The following is a 16,268-nucleotide window of genomic DNA, read 5'->3' as shown; positions in this document are numbered from 1 at the left end:
GCCTCCGGTCAGGCGATCTGCCGGAGGTCGTCGCCGTAGTCGAAGATGATCCGCAGCCGGGCGCCGAGGGCATTGGCGTACCGGCTCAGCGTGGCCACCTCGTTGACGTCGAGGTCGCCGTTCTCGATCTGGCTGACCCGGCCCGGCGTGACCCCCATGATCTCGGCGACCTGCCGCTGGGTGAGCCCCAGCCGCTTGCGCTCCTCGGCCAGGTGGAACGCGCTCACCCACGCGTCGGTCCGGGCGCGCTCCGCCTCGTACGCCTCGTCGTCACCGCCGAGTTCGGCGCGGACCTCGTCCCAGTGATAGAACTCCGTCACGACTCCCCCCTTCGCTCGCGCTCGCTGTCGAGCCAAGCCTTGTAGGCAACCTCCGCCGCCGGAATGTGCTGCCGGTACCAGCGGGTCCAGTTGCCCGCCTTGTTGCCGGCGACCAGGAGGACCGCCTGCGACCAGGGATCGAAGACGAACAGCACCCGGATAGCCACGTCCCGACCGGAGCGGGGCCGCAGCTCCTTCAGATTACGGAGACTGCTTCCACGCAGCGTGTCCACGAGCGGGCGACCCAGCCCCGGCCCGACCTCGGCCAGCTTGTCCACCGCCACCCGGACGCTCTCGTACGACGACGGGTCGTGGTCCCGCAGGTCGCGCAGCCAGTGCCGGACCTCTCCGGTGACCCGCACCGACCAGCGCTTCCCGTCCGCACCCATGCCCCGACTATAGCCCGGGCTAAACATCCCGGACTACCAGTCAGCGGTTGTCCAGGAGCGGCTGGGTGGGGTTCCACGGGGGTCCGCCGGCGGCGTCGTGGCGGCGGCGGGCTATCGCGGACAACGCCTCCAGCACCACCCGGTTGCCCAGGTACGCGGTGATGTCGGCGTGGTCGTACGGCGGGGCTACCTCGACCACGTCCAGCCCGACCACCGGCAGCTCGTAACAGACCCGGCGCACCGCGTCGAGCAGTTGCCGGGAGGTGAACCCGCCCGGCTCGGGCGTGCCGGTGCCGGGTGCCATGCCCGGGTCGACCACGTCCACGTCGACGGAGAGGAACACGCCCTCACACTCGTCGGTCGCGATGCCGAACGCCTCGGTGAGGCAGGTGTCCAGGCCGCGCGCCACGACTTCGGTCATCTCGTACGAGCGCATCCGCTGCTCCGCCATCCACGCCAGCGTGTCCGGGCCGGGCCAGTAGCCGCGCAGCCCGATCTGCAGGAAGCGGTCGCCGCGTACCGCGCCGGACTCGATGAGCCGGCGCATCGGCTGACCGTGGCCGTGCAGCGAGCCGAACTCGACGTCGCCGGTGTCGGCGTGCGCGTCGAAGTGCACGAGCGACACCCGACCGAGCCCGTGGTGCCGGGCCACGCCGGTGGCGTCGGGCAGCGCGATGGAGTGGTCACCGCCGAGCACCACCGGGATCGCCCCGGCGGCGGCGACCGCGTGCACGGCGGTCTCCAGCGCGGCCAGCGAGCGCTCGATGTCGCCGCTGAACATCTCCACGTCGCCGGCGTCGTAGACGCACAGGTCCTTCAGCCCGTCGACGCGCAGCGCCAGCGACGGACGGGAGCCGTCGTGCGGCAGGTAGCAGGCCTGCCGGATGGCGGACGGCCCGAACCGGGTGCCCGGCCGGTGCGAGGTGCCGCCGTCGAACGGCGCCCCGATGACCACCACGTCCGCGTCGGCGTACGTGACCGGTTCCTCGACTGTGCACGGTGGCACGCCGAGGAACGTGATGTCGGGACCGTACATCGGGCCGTACCGGGTCATCGTTCCTCCATCCCCCACGGCGAACCGTAGCCGGTGAGCAGGTCCAGGAAGGGGGTCGGCGGGAACGCCTCCGGGCCGAGCACACCCGTGCCGGACCAGGCGCCGGTGGCGAGCAGTTCCAGCGCGACGACCGGGTTGACGGCGGTCTGCCAGACCACCGCCTGGTGGCCGTACTCGGCCATCGACCACTCGTTGTCGACCACGTGGTAGAGGTAGACGCGGCGGGGCCGCCCGTCCGGCCCGGTGCCGGTGACGTACGTGCCGGCGCAGGTCTTGCCGCTCATCCGGTCGCCGAGCGTGGCCGGGTCGGGCAGCGCGGCGGCCACCAGGTCGCGCGGCGACACGTCGACCCCGCGTACGCGCACCGGCTGGGTGGAGTCCAGCCCGAGCTTGTGCAGCGTGCGCAGCACCTCGATGAACTCGGCGCCGAGGCCGTACTTGAAGGTGACCCGCTTCGCCGGCACCCAGCGCGGGATGAGCAGCACCTCCTCGTGCTCGACGTTGACGCACTCGACCGGGCCGATCCCGGCCGGGAAGTCGAACACCTCCGGCTCGCTGAACGGTTCGGTGGTGAACCAGCCGCGCCCGGCCTCCCAGATCACCGGCGGGTTGAGGCACTCCTCGATGGTGGTCCAGATGGAGAACGAGGGCGCGAACTCGTACCCGGCGACTGTGAGGTTCGCGCCGTCGCGTACCCCGATCTCGTCGATCTCGGCGAAGAGTTCGTCGGCGGCGTAGCGGGCGAAGACGTCGGACAGGCCCGGTTCGACGCCGATGCCGCAGAGCGCGAGCCGTCCGGCGGCGGCCCACCGCTCCGCGACGGCGAACTGCTCGTCGCCGAGCTTGACCCCGGTCTCGGCGTAGGGGTGCTCGGGGTGCGGCCGGGACAGCGACATCGCCATGTCGAGGTAGTCGGCCCCGGCGGCGAACGCGCCGTCGAAGATCGGCATGACGAAGCGCGGGTCGACCGCGTTGAGCACGTGCGTGATCCGGTGTTCCCGGCACAGCGCGGCCACCGCGTCGGCGGAGGCGGCGTCCACTGTGGCGACGACGAACCGGTCGCCGTGTCCGGCGACGGCCCGCGCCGCCCGCGCCGGGTCGTGGTCGGCGACCACCATGATCTCGAAGAAGGTACGGCGGGCGGCGATGGATACGGCGGCGGAGCCGACGCCACCGGCGCCGACGAGGAGGATACGCATCAGGAGTCGAACCCCAGTCCAAGACGATCGAGAGTACGGAGCCAGAGGTTGCGCCGTCCGTCCCGCGCGTCGGCGCGGGCGAGCGACCATCGGGTGAGGTTGATGCCCACGGACCGGGCCGGTTCCGGCGGGAACGGCAGCGGCTTGCGGCGCACCAGGTCGAGCCGGGTCAGCGGGGTGTCAGTGCCGGAGAGCAGGTCGAGCGTCACGCGGGCCCCGAACCGGGTCGCGCCGACGCCGAGCCCGGTGAACCCGGCGGCGTACGCCAGGCGTCCGGAGTACGCGGTGCCGAAGAACGCGCAGAACCGGGTGCAGGTGTCGACGACGCCACCCCAGCGGTGGCTGAACCGCAGGCCATCGAGTTGCGGGAAGGTCGCGAAGAAGTGCGACGCCAGCGTGGTGAAGGTGGCCTCGCGCTGCTCCAGCACGGGCGCCACCCGGTTGCCGTAGTGGTAGACGGCGTCGTAGCCGCCGAACAGGATCCGGTTGTCGGCGGTGAGCCGGTAGTAGTGGAACTGGTTGCCGGTGTCGGCGAGCCCCTGCCGGTGCCGCCAGCCGATCGCGTCGCGCTGCGCCCCGGTCAGCGGCTCGGTCATCAGCGCGTAGTCGTAGACCGGCACGATCCAGGAGCGCAGCCGGCGCAGCAGCGGCGGGAACGCGTTCGTGGCCAGCACGACCTGCCGCGCCCGTACCGCGCCGGGCGCCGCGTCCGCGCCGCCCGCCGTGGTGGCGCGCAGCCCGGCGCCGTCGCTGGCCAGGCCGGTGACGCGGGTGTGCTCGTGCACGCGTACGCCCAGGTCGAGCGCGGCCCGGCGCAGTCCCCAGGCGAGCTTCGCCGGGTCGAGCAGGGCCACCCGGTCGCGGTCCCACATCCCGCCCAGGTACGTCGGCGACGCCACCTCGGCGCGTACCTCGTCTCGGTCGAGCAGCCGCACGTCGTGGCCGTACCGGCGGGCCAGCTCGGCGTCGGCGGCGAGCCCGTCGAGCTGGTACGGCTCGACGGCAACCGCCAGCTCGCCGGTGCGTTCGAAGTCGCAGTCGATGTCGTACTTCGCCACGGTGGCGGCGATGGCGTCGAGGTTCTCCCGGCCCAGCCGTTCCAGCTCACCGATCTCGCCGGGGAACCGCTCGACGCCGTTGGCGAGCCCGTGGGTGAGCGACGCGGCGCAGAACCCGCCGTTGCGCCCGGACGCCGCCCAGCCGCACGTGCCCGCGTCGACGAGCAGGACGTCGCGGTCCGGGTCGGCCTCCTTTGCGAGCAGCGCGGTCCACAGCCCGGCGTACCCGCCGCCGACCACGAGCAGGTCGGCGGTGTGCGTCCCGGTCAGCGGCGGCAGCGGGTCGGGGCGAGCCGGGCGGTCCAGCCAGTACGACACGGGCGCGGCGTCGGCCAGCGCCCGGCCGGTATGCGGGAGTGTCATGGCTTGCCCGCCGGTGTGGCAACCATCGCGAGGGCGGCCCGTCGCGCCCGCCGCCCGCGCAGCGAGGTGGCCCCGACCAGCAGCAACGCGATCACGAACATGGCCGTGCCGATCACGTTCACCTGCGGCGGGATGCCCCGCTGGGAGGCGCCCCAGACGTACATGGGGAACGTGACAGTGGTGCCGGCGTTGAAGTTCGTGATGATGAAGTCGTCGAAGCTGAGCGAGAACGCCAGCAGCGCGGCGGCCACGATGCCGGGTAGCACGAGCGGCAGCGTGATCCGGCGGAACGTCTGCCACTCGCTGGCGTACAGGTCCATCGCGGCTTCCTCCAGCCGCCGGTCCATGCCGGAGAGCCGGGCCTTCACGGTGACCACGACGAACGACACGCAGAACATGACGTGCGCGATGACGATGGTCCAGAAGCCCTGCGGCACCCCGGCGGCCACGAAGAGGGCGAGCAGCGAGGTGCCCATCACGAGTTCCGGGGTGGCCATCGGCAGGAAGATCAGCCCGTTGAGCCCGGAGCGGCCGCGGAAGCTGTGCCGGACCAGCGCGAACGCCATCAGCGTGCCGAGGAGCGTGGAGACGACCGTGGCGATGAGGCCGATCTGCATGCTGCGCACCACGGCGTCGCACATGTCCGAGGTGGCGCAGGGCTGCTTCCAGTTGTCGAGCGTGAACTCGTTGAAGTCGTAGGAGAGCCGGCTGGAGGGCCGGTTGAAGGACAGGCCGGCGACCACCATGATCGGCAGCGTCAGGTAGCCGAGGACGAGCAGTGCCACGCCCATCACCCACCGGTCGGCGAGCCAGCGCCTGAGTCCGTTCACAGCGCCCGCCTTTCGTTCGCGACTGCGGGGCTCCGCTTCGCTGCGCTCCTCGCGCTCACAGAACCTCCTCCGTGCCGGCCTTCCGCAGGTAGACGAAGACGATCGCCAGGATCGCGGCCATCAGCAGGAACGACAGCGCCGCGCCCTGCGGATAGTCCAGCCGGACCAGGAACGCCGAGTCGATGACGTTGCCGATCATGTACTCGTTCGGCGTACCGAGCAGCTCGGCGTTGATGTAGTCACCGGTGGCCGGGATGAAGAACAGCAGCGTGCCGGCGATCAGACCGGGCATCGACAGCGGCAGCGTGACCTTGGCGAACGCGCGCAGCGGGCTCGCGTACAGGTCGCTCGCCGCCTCCAGCAGCCGGGAATCGAGCCGCTCCAGGCTCGCGTACAGCGGCAGCACCAGGAACGGCAGGAAGTTGTACGTCAGGCCGAGCACAACGGCGATCGGGGTGGCGAGCAGCCGGCCGTCCGGGCCGAGCAGGTGCACGTCGCGCAGCAGCCCGACCAGCGCGCCGTTGTCCGACAGGATGGTCTTCCAGGCCAGCGTGCGCACCAGGAAGCTGGTGAACATCGGCGCGACCACCGCGACCAGCAGCAGGTTCTTCCACCGGCCGGCCTTCTGCGCGATCGCGTACGCCAGCGGATAGCCCATCAGCAACGCGAGCACCAGCGCGATGGCCGAGTAGAGGAACGACCGGGAGAACTGCGGCCAGTACGCCTGCAACGCGTCCGGGTAGTTGCTGAACGCCCAGGTCATGGCGTACCCGGTGGAGAGCGAGCCGGCCGGGTCGTAGAGGCTGGCCGAGGCGAGCTGCACCAGCGGGAGCGCGAAGAAGACGAGCAGCCAGACCGCGCCGGGCAGCAGCAACAGGTACGGCAGGAGGCGGCTGCGCCCGCGCCGCACCGGCGGCGGCACCGGCTTCCCGGCGGAGGTCGGTACGTGGGCCAGCGCGCTCATGCCGACGCACCCACCGGCGGCTCGTCGAGCAGCGGCGCGGTCTGGTCGTCCTCACCGGCGGCCCGGGGCAGCAGGAACGCGTGCCGCGGATCCCAGTGCGCGGTCACCGCCGTACCGACGGCGAGGCGGCCGCCCAGCCCGCTGTTCGCGGCGAACGCGGACAGCTCGCTGCCCCACGCGGTGCGCACCAGGTACTGGGTGCTCACCCCGACGTAGGAGGTGTCGGTGACGATGCCGCCGACGTGCTGGTGCCCGGCCGGCACCCCGTCCGGGCCGTCGGCCAGGTGCAGCTTCTCCGGACGTACGCCGAGGAAGGCCGGCCCGTCGGTGAGCCGGGCCCGCCCGGCGGGCACCGAGAAGCGCGAGCCGTGCGCCGTGACCAGCACGTCGTCGGCGGCGCGACCGCCGGCTTCGGCGGCGAGCAGGTTGGACTGGCCGAGGAAGTTCGCCACGAACGCGGTGGCCGGGTACTCGTAGATGTCGGCGGGCGCACCGAGTTGCTCGATCCGGCCGGCGTTCATCACCGCGACCGTGTCGGCCATCGTCATGGCCTCCTCCTGGTCGTGGGTGACGTGCACGAACGTGATGCCGACCTCGGTCTGGATCCGCTTCAGCTCAATCTGCATCTGCCGGCGCAGCTTGAGGTCGAGCGCGCCGAGCGGCTCGTCGAGCAACAGCACCTGCGGGTGGTTGATGAGCGCCCGGGCCAGCGCGACGCGCTGCTGCTGGCCGCCGGAGAGCTGGGCCGGGCGGCGCCGCCCGTACCCTTCAAGCTGCACCAGGGCGAGCATCCGCTCCACCTGGTCGCTCACCTTGCGGATGCCGCGGCGGCGCAGCCCGAACGCCACGTTCTCGTGGATGTCCAGGTGCGGGAAGAGGGCGTAGCTCTGGAAGACGGTGTTCACCGGCCGCTTGTACGGCCGCAGCCCGGCGATGTCCTGCTCGCCGAGCAGCACCTGCCCGCTCGTGGGCTGCTCCAGCCCGGCGATCATCCGCAGTGTGGTGGTCTTGCCGCAGCCGGACGCGCCGAGCAGGGCGAAGAACGAGCCCTGCGGGATCGTGAGGGTGAGGTCGTCGACGGCGGTGAAGACGCCGAACCGCTTGGTCAGGTCGACCAGTCGCAGGTCACCGGCCGGGGTCTGCTGCCCCTTCACGCGCCGATCACCTGCTGGAACTTGGTCTCGTACTCCTTCTCCTGCGCTTCGTCGAGCGCCATGAAGACCTTGGCCTTGGACAGCATCGTGTCGTCCGGGAAGATCAGCGGGTTGGTCGCCAGATCCGGGTCGATCTTCTCCATCTCGGCCTGCGCGCCCTGCACGGGGCAGATGTAGTTGACGTACGCGGCCAGCTTCGCCGCCACCGCCGGGTCGTAGTAGTGGTTCATCAACGCCTCGGCGTTGGCCTTGTGGGTGGCCTTGTTCGGCACCAGCATGTTGTCCGACCAGAGCATCACGCCGGACTCGGGCACCACGAACTTGATCTTGTCGTCCTCGAAGCCGAGCTGCACGACGTCGCCGGACCAGCCGATACACGCGGCGATGTCGCCCTTGGCCAGGTCGGGCGCGTAGTCGTTGCCGGTGAACCGCCGGATCTGCTTGCTGTCCACCGCCTTCTTCAGCTTGTTCAGCGCGTCGTCGAACTGGGCCGGGGTGAACTTGGCCGGGTCGTGGCCGAGCGACTGGAGCAGCAGGCCGATGGTGTCGCGCATCTCCGACAGCACTGTCACCTTGCCCTTGAGATCGGGGCGGGTGAGCAGCTCGTCGACGGTGCGGATCTCCTTGGCGACCTTCGCGTTGTACGCGAGCCCGGCCAGCCCGGACTGCCACGGGACCGCGAGCTGGGTCTCGGCGTCGAAGGAGCGCCCGCGCAGCGACGACAGCAGGTTCGCCTCGACGTTGGGCATCTTCGACTTGTCGAGCTTCTGCACCCAGCCGAGGCGGATCATCCGGGCGGCCATCCAGTCGGTGAGCACCATGATGTCCCGGCCGGTGCTCTGACACCCGGCGAGCTGGTTGCGCACCTTGCCGAAGAACTCGTTGTTGTCGTTGACGTCCTCGGTGTACGTCACCTGGATGCCCGACGCGGCGACGAACGCATCGAGCGTGGGGCGCTTGGACTCGTCCTTCTCGTCGGTGTCCATGTACTGCGGCCAGTTCGAGAAGGCGACCTTCTTCTCGGTGGCGGACAGATCCTCGCTCTTGCATCCGGCTTCGGTCTGCTGGGCGCCATTGGTCCCGCAGCCGGCCAGGGTGCCCGCGGTGGCGAGCAGCGCGGCCGAGCCGACGGTCCCGGTGAGCAGACCACGCCGGGTGAGGGGCCGGAGGGGACTACGCATGTGACGACTCCTTGGGGGGCATCGTCGGCGGCGGGACGGGGGCGGCGCGCCGGCGGGAGGGTCAGTGGCGATGGACGACTGATCCTGACATGAGAAAACCTCTCTCACAAGGGATTCCGTTGCCGGAATAGCCAGTCGCCACGAAATACGCCAGACTGCGCGGGGCACTACGCTCAACACGGAGAATCGGACACGAGGAGCGTCGATGGTCAACCGGCACCAGGAGAACTCCAACGGCGCCCGCCGGGTCACGGTGCGTGAAGGAGCCAATCACGCTCTGCTCGACGACGTGGCCAAGCAGATCATCGAGCAGCTCCAGGAGGACGGGCGCCGCCCGTACGCGAGCATCGGCAAGGCGGTCGGCCTCTCCGAGGCGGCGGTACGCCAGCGGGTGCAACGGCTGCTCGACGCGGGCGTCATGCAGATCGTCGCGGTCACCGATCCGCTCCAGCTCGGCTTCCCCCGCCAGGCCATGATCGGGCTGCGCACCGACGGCGACCTGGAACCCGTCGCCGACCGGCTGGCCGAGTTCGAGGAGATCGACTACGTGGTCATCACCGCCGGCTCGTTCGACCTGCTGGCCGAGGTGGTCTGCCGCAACGACGCACACCTGCTGGAGATCCTCCAGAAGCTGCGCGGCGTGCCCGGGGTGCTCTCCACCGAGGCGTTCGTCTACCTGAAGCTGCGCAAGCAGACCTACAGCTGGGGCACCGCCTGATGCGGATTCCGTCGGCAGGAAAGTGATATGGCGCTGAATCCGTCGCGCTGAAGCTTGTTCGCTTGCCTTATCGGCATCGCCTGTGGGATAACCGTGGGCAGAGCGGCCGGTGTCACCCCTGACCGGCCCGAGACCCGATGGGGCTGACATGGCCAACGCCACCGACCATCTCTGGATGCACTTCACCCGCATGGCGAGCTACCCGGCCGGCGAGGTTCCGACAATCGTCCGGGGCGAGGGCGCGTACGTCTGGGACGCGCAGGGCCGCCGCTACCTGGACGGGCTGGCCGGGCTGTTCGTGGTGAACGCCGGTCACGGCCGCGCCGAGCTGGCCGAGGCCGCCGCCAAGCAGGCCGGCGAGCTGGCCTACTTCCCGCTCTGGTCGTACGCCCACCCGAAGGCCGTCGAGCTGGCCGAGAAGATCGCCACGCTCACCCCCGGCGACCTGAACCGGGTCTTCTTCACCACCGGCGGCTCCGAGGCCGTCGAGGCGGCGTGGAAGCTGGCCCGGGCCTACTTCAAGCGCACCGGCAAGCCCACCAAGCACAAGGTGGTCAGCCGCTACATCGCCTACCACGGCACCTCGATGGGCGCGCTGTCGATCACCGGCCTGCCCGGCATCAAGACCGACTTCGAACCGCTGGTACCCGGTGGCATCAAGGTGCCGAACACCAACTTCTACCGGGCCCCCGAGCACGGCGACGACGCCGAGGCGTTCGGCCGCTGGGCCGCCGACGAGATCGGCCGGGCGATCGAGCGGGAGGGGCCGGAGACGGTCGCCGCCGTCTTCCTGGAGCCGGTGCAGAACTCCGGCGGCTGCTTCCCGCCGCCGCCCGGCTACTTCGAGCGGGTACGCGAGATCTGCGACGCGTACGACGTGCTGCTCGTCAGCGACGAAGTGATCTGCTCCTGGGGCCGGCTCGGCGAGTACTTCGGCGCCGTGCGCTACGGCTACCAGCCGGACATCATCACCACCGCCAAGGGCATCACCTCCGGCTACGCCCCGCTCGGCGCGATGATCGCCGGCGAGCGGCTGATGGAGCCGTTCCTCACCGAGACCGGCATGTTCGCGCACGGGGTGACGTTCGGCGGCCACCCGGTCTCCTGCGCGGTCGCGCTGGCCAACCTGGAGGTGTTCGCCCGGGAGGACCTGATCGGGCACGTCCGTGCGAACGAGGGCGCGTTCCGGTCCACCCTGGAGAAGCTGCACGACCTGCCGATCGTCGGCGACGTCCGGGGCGACGGCTACTTCTACGGCATCGAGCTGGTGAAGGACAAGACGACCCGGGAGACGTTCGACGAGGCCGAGTCCGAGCGGCTGCTGCGCGGCTTCCTGTCCACAGCGCTGTTCGACGCCGGGCTCTACTGCCGGGCCGACGACCGGGGCGACCCGGTGGTGCAGCTCGCCCCGCCGCTGATCGCCGACCAGCAGCACTTCGACGAGATCGAGCAGATCCTGCGCGCGGTGCTGACCGAGGCGTGGTCGCGGCTCTGACGCCGATGACCGACTACCGGCGTCTGTCGTACTGGCTGTCCGGCCTGGACGAACCGCTGACACCGCGACCCGGGTTGCCCGGCGACACGGACGCCGACGTGGCGATCGTGGGCGCCGGGTACACCGGGCTGTGGACGGCCTGGTACCTGGCCGAGGCCGACCCCACGTTGCGCGTCGTCGTGCTGGAGCGGGAGATCGCCGGGTACGGCGCGTCGGGGCGCAACGGCGGCTGGTGCTCGGCGCTGTTCCCCACGTCGCTGCCGGCGCTGGCCCGGCGGCACGGCCGGGACCGGGCACTGGCCATGCAGCGGGCCATGCACGACACGGTCGCCGAGGTGGGGCGGGTCGCCGCCGCCGAGGGCATCGACTGCGACTGGCGGGCCGGCGGCACGGTGATGCTCGCGCGCGGCGAGGCCCAGCTCCAGCGGGCCCGCGCCGAGGTCGCCCAGGCCCACGCGCACGGGCTCACCGACGACGACCTGACGCTGCTCGACGCCGCCAAGGCCGCCGCGCGCTGCAACGCCGAGGGGGTACGCGGCGGCACGTACACCCCGCACTGCGCGGCCGTACACCCGGCGAAGCTGGTCCGGGGCCTGGCCCGGGCGGTGGAGCGCCGGGGCGTACGCATCCACGAGCGCACCCCGGTGACCGCGCTGCGGCCGGGCGCGGCGGTGACCCCGGCGGGCGTGGTCCGGGCGCCCGTGGTGGTGCGTGCGACGGAGGGCTACACGCCGGGGCTGCCGGGTCAGCGGCGGACCGTGGCGCCCGTCTACTCGCTGATGGTGGCCACCCCGCCGCTGCCCGAGGAGACGTGGGCGCGGATCGGGCTGGCGGAGCGGGAGACGTTCTCCGACTACCGGCACGTCATCGTGTACGGCCAGCGCACCGCCGACGGCCGGCTCGCGTTCGGCGGGCGGGGCGCGCCCTACCACTACGCCTCCCGGGTCCGGCAGGGCTTCGACCGGGAGCCGCGGGTGTTCGCGGCGCTGCGCCGGGCGCTCGGGGAGCTGTTCCCGGTGCTCGGGCCGGACGTGCCGGTGACGCACGCCTGGGGCGGGCCGCTCGGCGTGGCCCGGGACTGGGCCGCGTCGGTGGGGCTGGACCGGCGTACCGGGCTGGCCTGGGCCGGCGGCTACGTCGGTGACGGCGTCGGCACCAGCAACCTCGCCGGGCGTACGCTCGCCGACCTGATCCGGGGCGTGGAGAGCGACCTCACGGCGCTGCCCTGGGTCGGGCACCGCTCCCCCCACTGGGAACCGGAGCCGCTGCGCTGGCTGGCCATGAACACCGGCCTGAGGGTGATGTCCTCAGCCGACCAGAGCGAGCACCGCACCGCCCGCCCGTCCCGCCGAGCCGATCTCTTCAACCGCTTCCTGGGCCACTGACCGCGCCACCCATCCCGGCGCCCACCCCGTTGATCATGAAGTTAGCGGCACTCAGGGAGATCGAAAACGCCGTCAACTTCATGATCGACCGGTGGAGGGCCGGGGCCCGCGGGCCTGAACGGCGGTCGGTCAGTGGTGGGGTGGGATGACCCGGAGGTGGCCCCGGCGGCCCTGCTGGGGGGTCTGGGGCTTGGCGGGCTCGTCCTCCGGAGGACGGGGCGGGGCGGGGCGTGCGGCCTCGCGTACCGCCTCGGCCAGCGCCACCAGGTCGTCGGTGGTGGGCGGCGGCGGCTCGAACTCGCCCTCGTGCCGCACCACGTCCCAGCCGCGCGGGGCGGTCAGGCTACGGGCGTGCGGCTCACACAGGTCGTACGTGTGCGGTTCGGCGAACGCCGCGAGCGGGCCCACCACCGCCGTCGACTCGTTGTAGACATAGGTCAATGTGGCGACCGCTTGCCGGGGGCAGCCGTTACGGGAGCAGCGCCGTGGTGACCTCACGGCGGCAGGGTATCCCCATTACCGGGTCCGGCGCACCGCTTCGCGTTACGACACGCCCGTCATGGTGATCACAATTCCTCCGATCGGCGCAGCGGCACGCCGGACGGCCGCGCGACGGCGGGTGGACCGCCGATGCGGGCTACCCTGTGCGTCATGACGAGCCCCCAGAACCGCCGCCCCGGCTCCGGCCGGCGCACCCACCGTGACCGGCACGGTCGCGGGCTGCGCGGGCGGCTGGTGCCGGCCACGGTGCCGCTGGCGCGGACGAAGGCCGAGGTCTTCGACGATCTGGTGCTCGACACGGTGGAGACGCTCGAACGCCGGTTCGCCAAGGAGCTGGCCGGGGTGGAGTTCGCGGTCGAGGACGTCCCGCCGGATCTGAACGTCTACGACTCGGACGTGCTGGAGGACGGCGAGGTGCCGCTCGCCCGGCTGCTGCCCGGGCGGCCCGGCCGCCAGGAGGTGCCGCCGCGGATCGTGCTCTACCGGCGACCGCTGGAGTTCCGCGCGATGGATCGCGAGGACCTCGCCGACCTGGTGCATGACGTGATCATCGAGCAGGTGGCGAATCTGCTCGGGGTCGACCCGGACGAGCTGGCCTGACCGGCTGACCGGACAGGCGCCGCCACCCGGCCGGACGCGCCGGCCGGACAGCGACCCGGGTCCGGGCGGCCCCCACCGCCCGTGGACCCGTACGTGGATCAGGCGGCGACCCGCCGCTTGAGCTTGCGCCGCTCCCGCTCGGAGAGGCCACCCCAGATCCCGAACCGCTCGTCGTGGCCGAGCGCGTACTCCAGGCATTCCGTCTTCACTTCGCACCGCGAGCAGATGCGCTTCGCCTCGCGGGTCGAGCCGCCCTTCTCGGGAAAGAACGCCTCCGGGTCGGTCTGCGAGCAGAGCGCTCGCTCCTGCCACTCCGGCGCGTTCCCGAGCAGGTCGGCCACCTCGAGCTGGCCGTCCATCGATTGCCTCCTTGTCGCGCACCGGCGTCATTCGCCGCTGCAACCCCCCACGCGAAAGGCGTGCCTGTCCGTACGGTCACCATTTGTTGCGTTCCGCGCGAACAACCCCATTCAAATTACACGCGTGTAATGCGTGCGCCGTCAAGCCAAACTTGATAATGGAGTCGCCCTCCCGACACGTCCGTGACGACCGCCGCGGTCGCCCGTAGCCTCGCAACCTGCCCTATCGATTCAGACCCCGGACGAGTAACGCCCTCCCCGGCGAGTTGCCGGAAGTTTTCTGCCGTGGCGCATCGCCGGCAGGCCGGCCGGACGCCCCCGCCGGCCGCTCGCACCAAGATCAGAATTGGTGGGGCAAAGGGTAACCCGCTTCCCGCTGTACCGCCCGTCGAGCCGTCCAACGCCGACCGCGCCCCGTCCATCATGTGGACGGGGCGCGGGTTCCGGCGCGACTGACGGATCAGTCCAAGCGGGCTGGTGAGCTGGTGGGCCAAACGAATTCGGCGATCGACCCACCGGTGACCGAGATCGCGCCGGCGGACGTACTCTCGTCCCACCAGACGGTATACACACCCGCCTCCAGATCCGGGTAGACGGCACTGTGGAACACCCCGTCCCGGACGTGCCGCTCGCGTACGGCGGAGTGGGTCCGCGGGCCGTCGAGGTCCACGCGGCTGATCTCGATCTCCCGGCCGTGCAGGTCCCGCCCGGTGTGGATGATCAGCGCGCCCCGGTCGCCGCCCAGGTCGAGCACGACGCTGCCGACCTCCGACGGGCCGAGATCGTGATGGTGTGACATTCGCCGGCTCCCGTCAGGACTTCTTCGCCTGCGGGTTGCCGAACCCGTCGTACGGCGTGCCGAGGAACGGGAAGTCGGCCAGGAACGGCGCTGTCACGTCGGCCGCGCTCAGGCCCGGTGTCACCGCCGCGGCGGCGGCGTCCGGCCGGAACGTCTTGTCGACGAGCGGCACGGTCAGCCCGGCGATGGCGCGCAGCGCGATCGTCACCACGTCGTCGGCGGGACGGCGGCCGTTGGGGAAGCCGGCCAGGTCGCCGCCGAGCACACCGAACCGGTCCGGTTTGCGGCTGGGCCGGATCGCCGTGTTCAGCCGCAGCATGTCCGCCTGCACGTCACCGGTGGTGTTGGCGAAGCCGTCGATCAGTCCGGCCGGGACGCCGGTGAGCAGGATCGCCACCAGGTCGGCACGCGGCTTCTTGGACTTGTTCAGCGCGTCCAGATTGGGGAACACACCCGGGTAGAGCGCCGGCAGCAGCCCGGCCAGCTCGGGCCGCTCCACGAACCCGGCGAACCGCTTGTCCTCCGACGGCGGCAGCGTGTTCCAGACGTCCTTCCTGGACATCGGCACGATGACCTCGTTGAACAACGGGTTACCGAGCCGCGACACCTGCGTGAAGGGTCCGGCCGCGGTATCAGCGGCGACCCGGTCACCCAGCACCCGCACCTGCTGGCGGGACGCGCTGGTCCAGACCCCGATGGTCGAGGCGCGGTCGGCGTAGCCGTAGCGGGCCGCCTTGCGGCGTACCTGGTTGAGCGGCACCTGCACGGCGAGACTGTGCACGTTGAGCCGGTCCAGCGCGTTCACCGGCTCGCCCTCGTCCCGGAACAGCTTCTTGCCGGCGACGTGCAGCTGCTGGAACGGCCGCAGCGTACCCAGGTCGAACACCGCGCCCAGGTCGACGAAGAAACCGTCGGCCCGCTGCCCGGCGAACACCTTCTCACCGGTGGACAGCTTGAACGTCGCCTGCCGGACCAGGTTCTGGTAGTTCGGCGTGGACAGCGGCCCGACGTTGCACGGCGGGCAGGGCAGTTTGTGCGCCAGCACACGCGCGCGGCCGTCGGCGATCCGGGTCAGCCGGTAGAACTGCCGCCGGTTCCAGTTCTTGCTCTCCAGCGACTCGATCGGCCCGGTGTTGTAGAGAAAACTGTTCTGGTTCGTGATCTCGGTAGTGAATTCGAAACGATAGGTGACGTCCGGATAACCGTCGCCGTCGTTGTCGATGTGAATCTCGTACCGGACGTCGTCACCGAACTCGAAGAAGTTCGGGCCGCCGGACGGGAGCTGCACCGGCACGTAGTTGGCGATCAACGTGACCGTGTCCGGCTGGCTCGGCGTGACGAACGCGTACAGGTCGGAACTGTCGGCGACCGGATCCTTGGCGATCTCCGGGGCCTCGCGGTGAGAGGACATGGCGGACGCACCTTCGTCGGGGGAACGGAAGTCGGAACCGGCGCCGGGAGCCCGCGCCGGTGGAGGGTGGATCAGCGCCGGCCGGCGGCGCGCACCAGGCGGTCGGCCAGGCCGCGGTCGCGTACCTCGACCCGGGTGGTGCCGACGAAGACGTCCATGACGCCGGCCGCGGCGTCGCGGAGGTGGACCACGATCGGCTCGTCGCGCCGGCTCGCCGTGGGGGCGTTCTGGGCGGCGGACAGGCCCGGCACGGTGAGGGCGGCGGCGCCCAGTGTGGCGCTCGCCGCGGCGGTGAGCGTCTGCCTGCGGGTCAATCGCGGCCAAGTCCGCCGTTTCGGCGCGTCGGTGGTCTCGTCAGTGCTCATCGGCAACCTTTCCGGACCGGCGCCGCAGCGCCGCAGCGGGCCGGGCGCCCGGACACCGCCGGGCCCCGGTTCGGGGTCACCGGCGGCGGTCCTCGCCGAAACCGCCGCCGGCATCCACAGGTA

18 protein-coding genes are annotated in these 16,268 nt (G+C 71.2%); 4 read left to right on the top strand and 14 right to left on the bottom strand.

The annotated features are described in order from the left end of the window. Nucleotides 1-8 precede the first annotated feature (8 nt). Genes MICAU_RS04855 through MICAU_RS04815 form a run of 9 tightly spaced genes read right to left on the bottom strand, consistent with a single transcriptional unit; the run spans nt 9 to nt 8,512 of the window. Entirely contained in the window at nt 9-320 is a 312-nt protein-coding gene (locus MICAU_RS04855) for a helix-turn-helix domain-containing protein (RefSeq protein WP_013284175.1), read from the bottom strand. Continuing rightward, nucleotides 317-709, bottom strand: a complete 393-nt coding sequence (locus MICAU_RS04850; protein ID WP_041798810.1) for a type II toxin-antitoxin system RelE/ParE family toxin — start codon at nt 707-709, stop codon at nt 317-319. The genes MICAU_RS04855 and MICAU_RS04850 overlap by 4 nt, the downstream gene beginning before the upstream one ends. Before the next feature lie 40 nt (nt 710-749). Continuing rightward, nucleotides 750-1,763 carry an agmatinase gene (speB, locus tag MICAU_RS04845; protein ID WP_013284173.1) on the bottom strand — a complete coding sequence of 338 codons (1,014 nt, stop codon included), beginning with the start codon at nt 1,761-1,763 and terminating at the stop codon, nt 750-752. Continuing rightward, entirely contained in the window at nt 1,760-2,962 is a 1,203-nt protein-coding gene (locus tag MICAU_RS04840; protein WP_013284172.1) for a saccharopine dehydrogenase family protein, read from the bottom strand. Before MICAU_RS04840 ends, speB begins: the two co-directional genes overlap by 4 nt. Further along, nucleotides 2,962-4,383 (bottom strand): NAD(P)/FAD-dependent oxidoreductase, encoded by a 1,422-nt coding sequence (locus tag MICAU_RS04835; protein ID WP_013284171.1) that lies wholly within the window; start codon nt 4,381-4,383, stop codon nt 2,962-2,964. Before MICAU_RS04835 ends, MICAU_RS04840 begins: the two co-directional genes overlap by 1 nt. After that, nucleotides 4,380-5,213 carry an ABC transporter permease gene (locus MICAU_RS04830; protein WP_013284170.1) on the bottom strand — a complete coding sequence of 278 codons (834 nt, stop codon included), beginning with the start codon at nt 5,211-5,213 and terminating at the stop codon, nt 4,380-4,382. Before MICAU_RS04830 ends, MICAU_RS04835 begins: the two co-directional genes overlap by 4 nt. A gap of 55 nt (nt 5,214-5,268) precedes the next feature. Further along, nucleotides 5,269-6,177: an ABC transporter permease gene (locus tag MICAU_RS04825; protein WP_013284169.1), complete on the bottom strand. Its 909-nt coding sequence runs from the start codon at nt 6,175-6,177 to the stop codon at nt 5,269-5,271. After that, complete coding sequence (locus MICAU_RS04820) at nt 6,174-7,331, bottom strand: ABC transporter ATP-binding protein (protein WP_013284168.1); 1,158 nt, start codon at nt 7,329-7,331, stop codon at nt 6,174-6,176. Before MICAU_RS04820 ends, MICAU_RS04825 begins: the two co-directional genes overlap by 4 nt. After that, the gene (locus MICAU_RS04815; RefSeq protein WP_013284167.1) at nt 7,328-8,512 is read right to left on the bottom strand and encodes a polyamine ABC transporter substrate-binding protein; all 1,185 of its coding nucleotides are present in this window, start codon (nt 8,510-8,512) and stop codon (nt 7,328-7,330) included. The genes MICAU_RS04820 and MICAU_RS04815 overlap by 4 nt, the downstream gene beginning before the upstream one ends. Before the next feature lie 205 nt (nt 8,513-8,717). On the opposite strand from MICAU_RS04815, the gene MICAU_RS04810 reads away from it, so the two are divergent. The 3 genes from MICAU_RS04810 (at nt 8,718) to MICAU_RS04800 (ending at nt 12,110) form a co-directional block, all read left to right on the top strand. Continuing rightward, nucleotides 8,718-9,230, top strand: coding sequence for an Lrp/AsnC family transcriptional regulator (locus tag MICAU_RS04810; RefSeq protein ID WP_013284166.1), 513 nt, complete (start codon nt 8,718-8,720; stop codon nt 9,228-9,230). A 148-nt stretch (nt 9,231-9,378) separates the two neighbouring features. Next, a complete protein-coding gene (locus MICAU_RS04805) occupies nt 9,379-10,725 on the top strand; it encodes an aspartate aminotransferase family protein (RefSeq protein ID WP_013284165.1) in 1,347 nt (448 codons plus the stop codon). 5 nt (nt 10,726-10,730) lie between these two features. Then, nucleotides 10,731-12,110 (top strand): NAD(P)/FAD-dependent oxidoreductase, encoded by a 1,380-nt coding sequence (locus MICAU_RS04800; protein ID WP_013284164.1) that lies wholly within the window; start codon nt 10,731-10,733, stop codon nt 12,108-12,110. 129 nt (nt 12,111-12,239) lie between these two features. On the opposite strand, the gene MICAU_RS04795 is transcribed toward MICAU_RS04800, so the two are convergent. Next, nucleotides 12,240-12,608: a DUF3499 domain-containing protein gene (locus MICAU_RS04795; protein WP_013284163.1), complete on the bottom strand. Its 369-nt coding sequence runs from the start codon at nt 12,606-12,608 to the stop codon at nt 12,240-12,242. 153 nt (nt 12,609-12,761) lie between these two features. On the opposite strand from MICAU_RS04795, the gene MICAU_RS04790 reads away from it, so the two are divergent. Next, nucleotides 12,762-13,211: a metallopeptidase family protein gene (locus tag MICAU_RS04790; protein WP_018787548.1), complete on the top strand. Its 450-nt coding sequence runs from the start codon at nt 12,762-12,764 to the stop codon at nt 13,209-13,211. Nucleotides 13,212-13,309: 98 nt separating this feature from the next. On the opposite strand, the gene MICAU_RS04785 is transcribed toward MICAU_RS04790, so the two are convergent. From MICAU_RS04785 to MICAU_RS04770, 4 genes are all read right to left on the bottom strand, one after another. Then, nucleotides 13,310-13,570, bottom strand: coding sequence for a WhiB family transcriptional regulator (locus MICAU_RS04785; protein WP_013284161.1), 261 nt, complete (start codon nt 13,568-13,570; stop codon nt 13,310-13,312). Nucleotides 13,571-14,030: 460 nt separating this feature from the next. Then, nucleotides 14,031-14,369 carry a hypothetical protein gene (locus tag MICAU_RS04780; RefSeq protein ID WP_013284160.1) on the bottom strand — a complete coding sequence of 113 codons (339 nt, stop codon included), beginning with the start codon at nt 14,367-14,369 and terminating at the stop codon, nt 14,031-14,033. 13 nt (nt 14,370-14,382) lie between these two features. Next, nucleotides 14,383-15,780 (bottom strand): DUF4331 domain-containing protein, encoded by a 1,398-nt coding sequence (locus MICAU_RS04775; protein WP_013284159.1) that lies wholly within the window; start codon nt 15,778-15,780, stop codon nt 14,383-14,385. Between the two features lie 71 nt (nt 15,781-15,851). Then, complete coding sequence (locus MICAU_RS04770; protein ID WP_013284158.1) at nt 15,852-16,145, bottom strand: hypothetical protein; 294 nt, start codon at nt 16,143-16,145, stop codon at nt 15,852-15,854. Nucleotides 16,146-16,268: the final 123 nt, after the last annotated feature.

The organism is Micromonospora aurantiaca ATCC 27029, from assembly GCF_000145235.1.
GTDB lineage: Bacteria > Actinomycetota > Actinomycetes > Mycobacteriales > Micromonosporaceae > Micromonospora > Micromonospora aurantiaca.
Note: the sequence above shows the minus strand (reverse complement) of the source record. Positions and strands in the feature narration are given on the sequence as shown.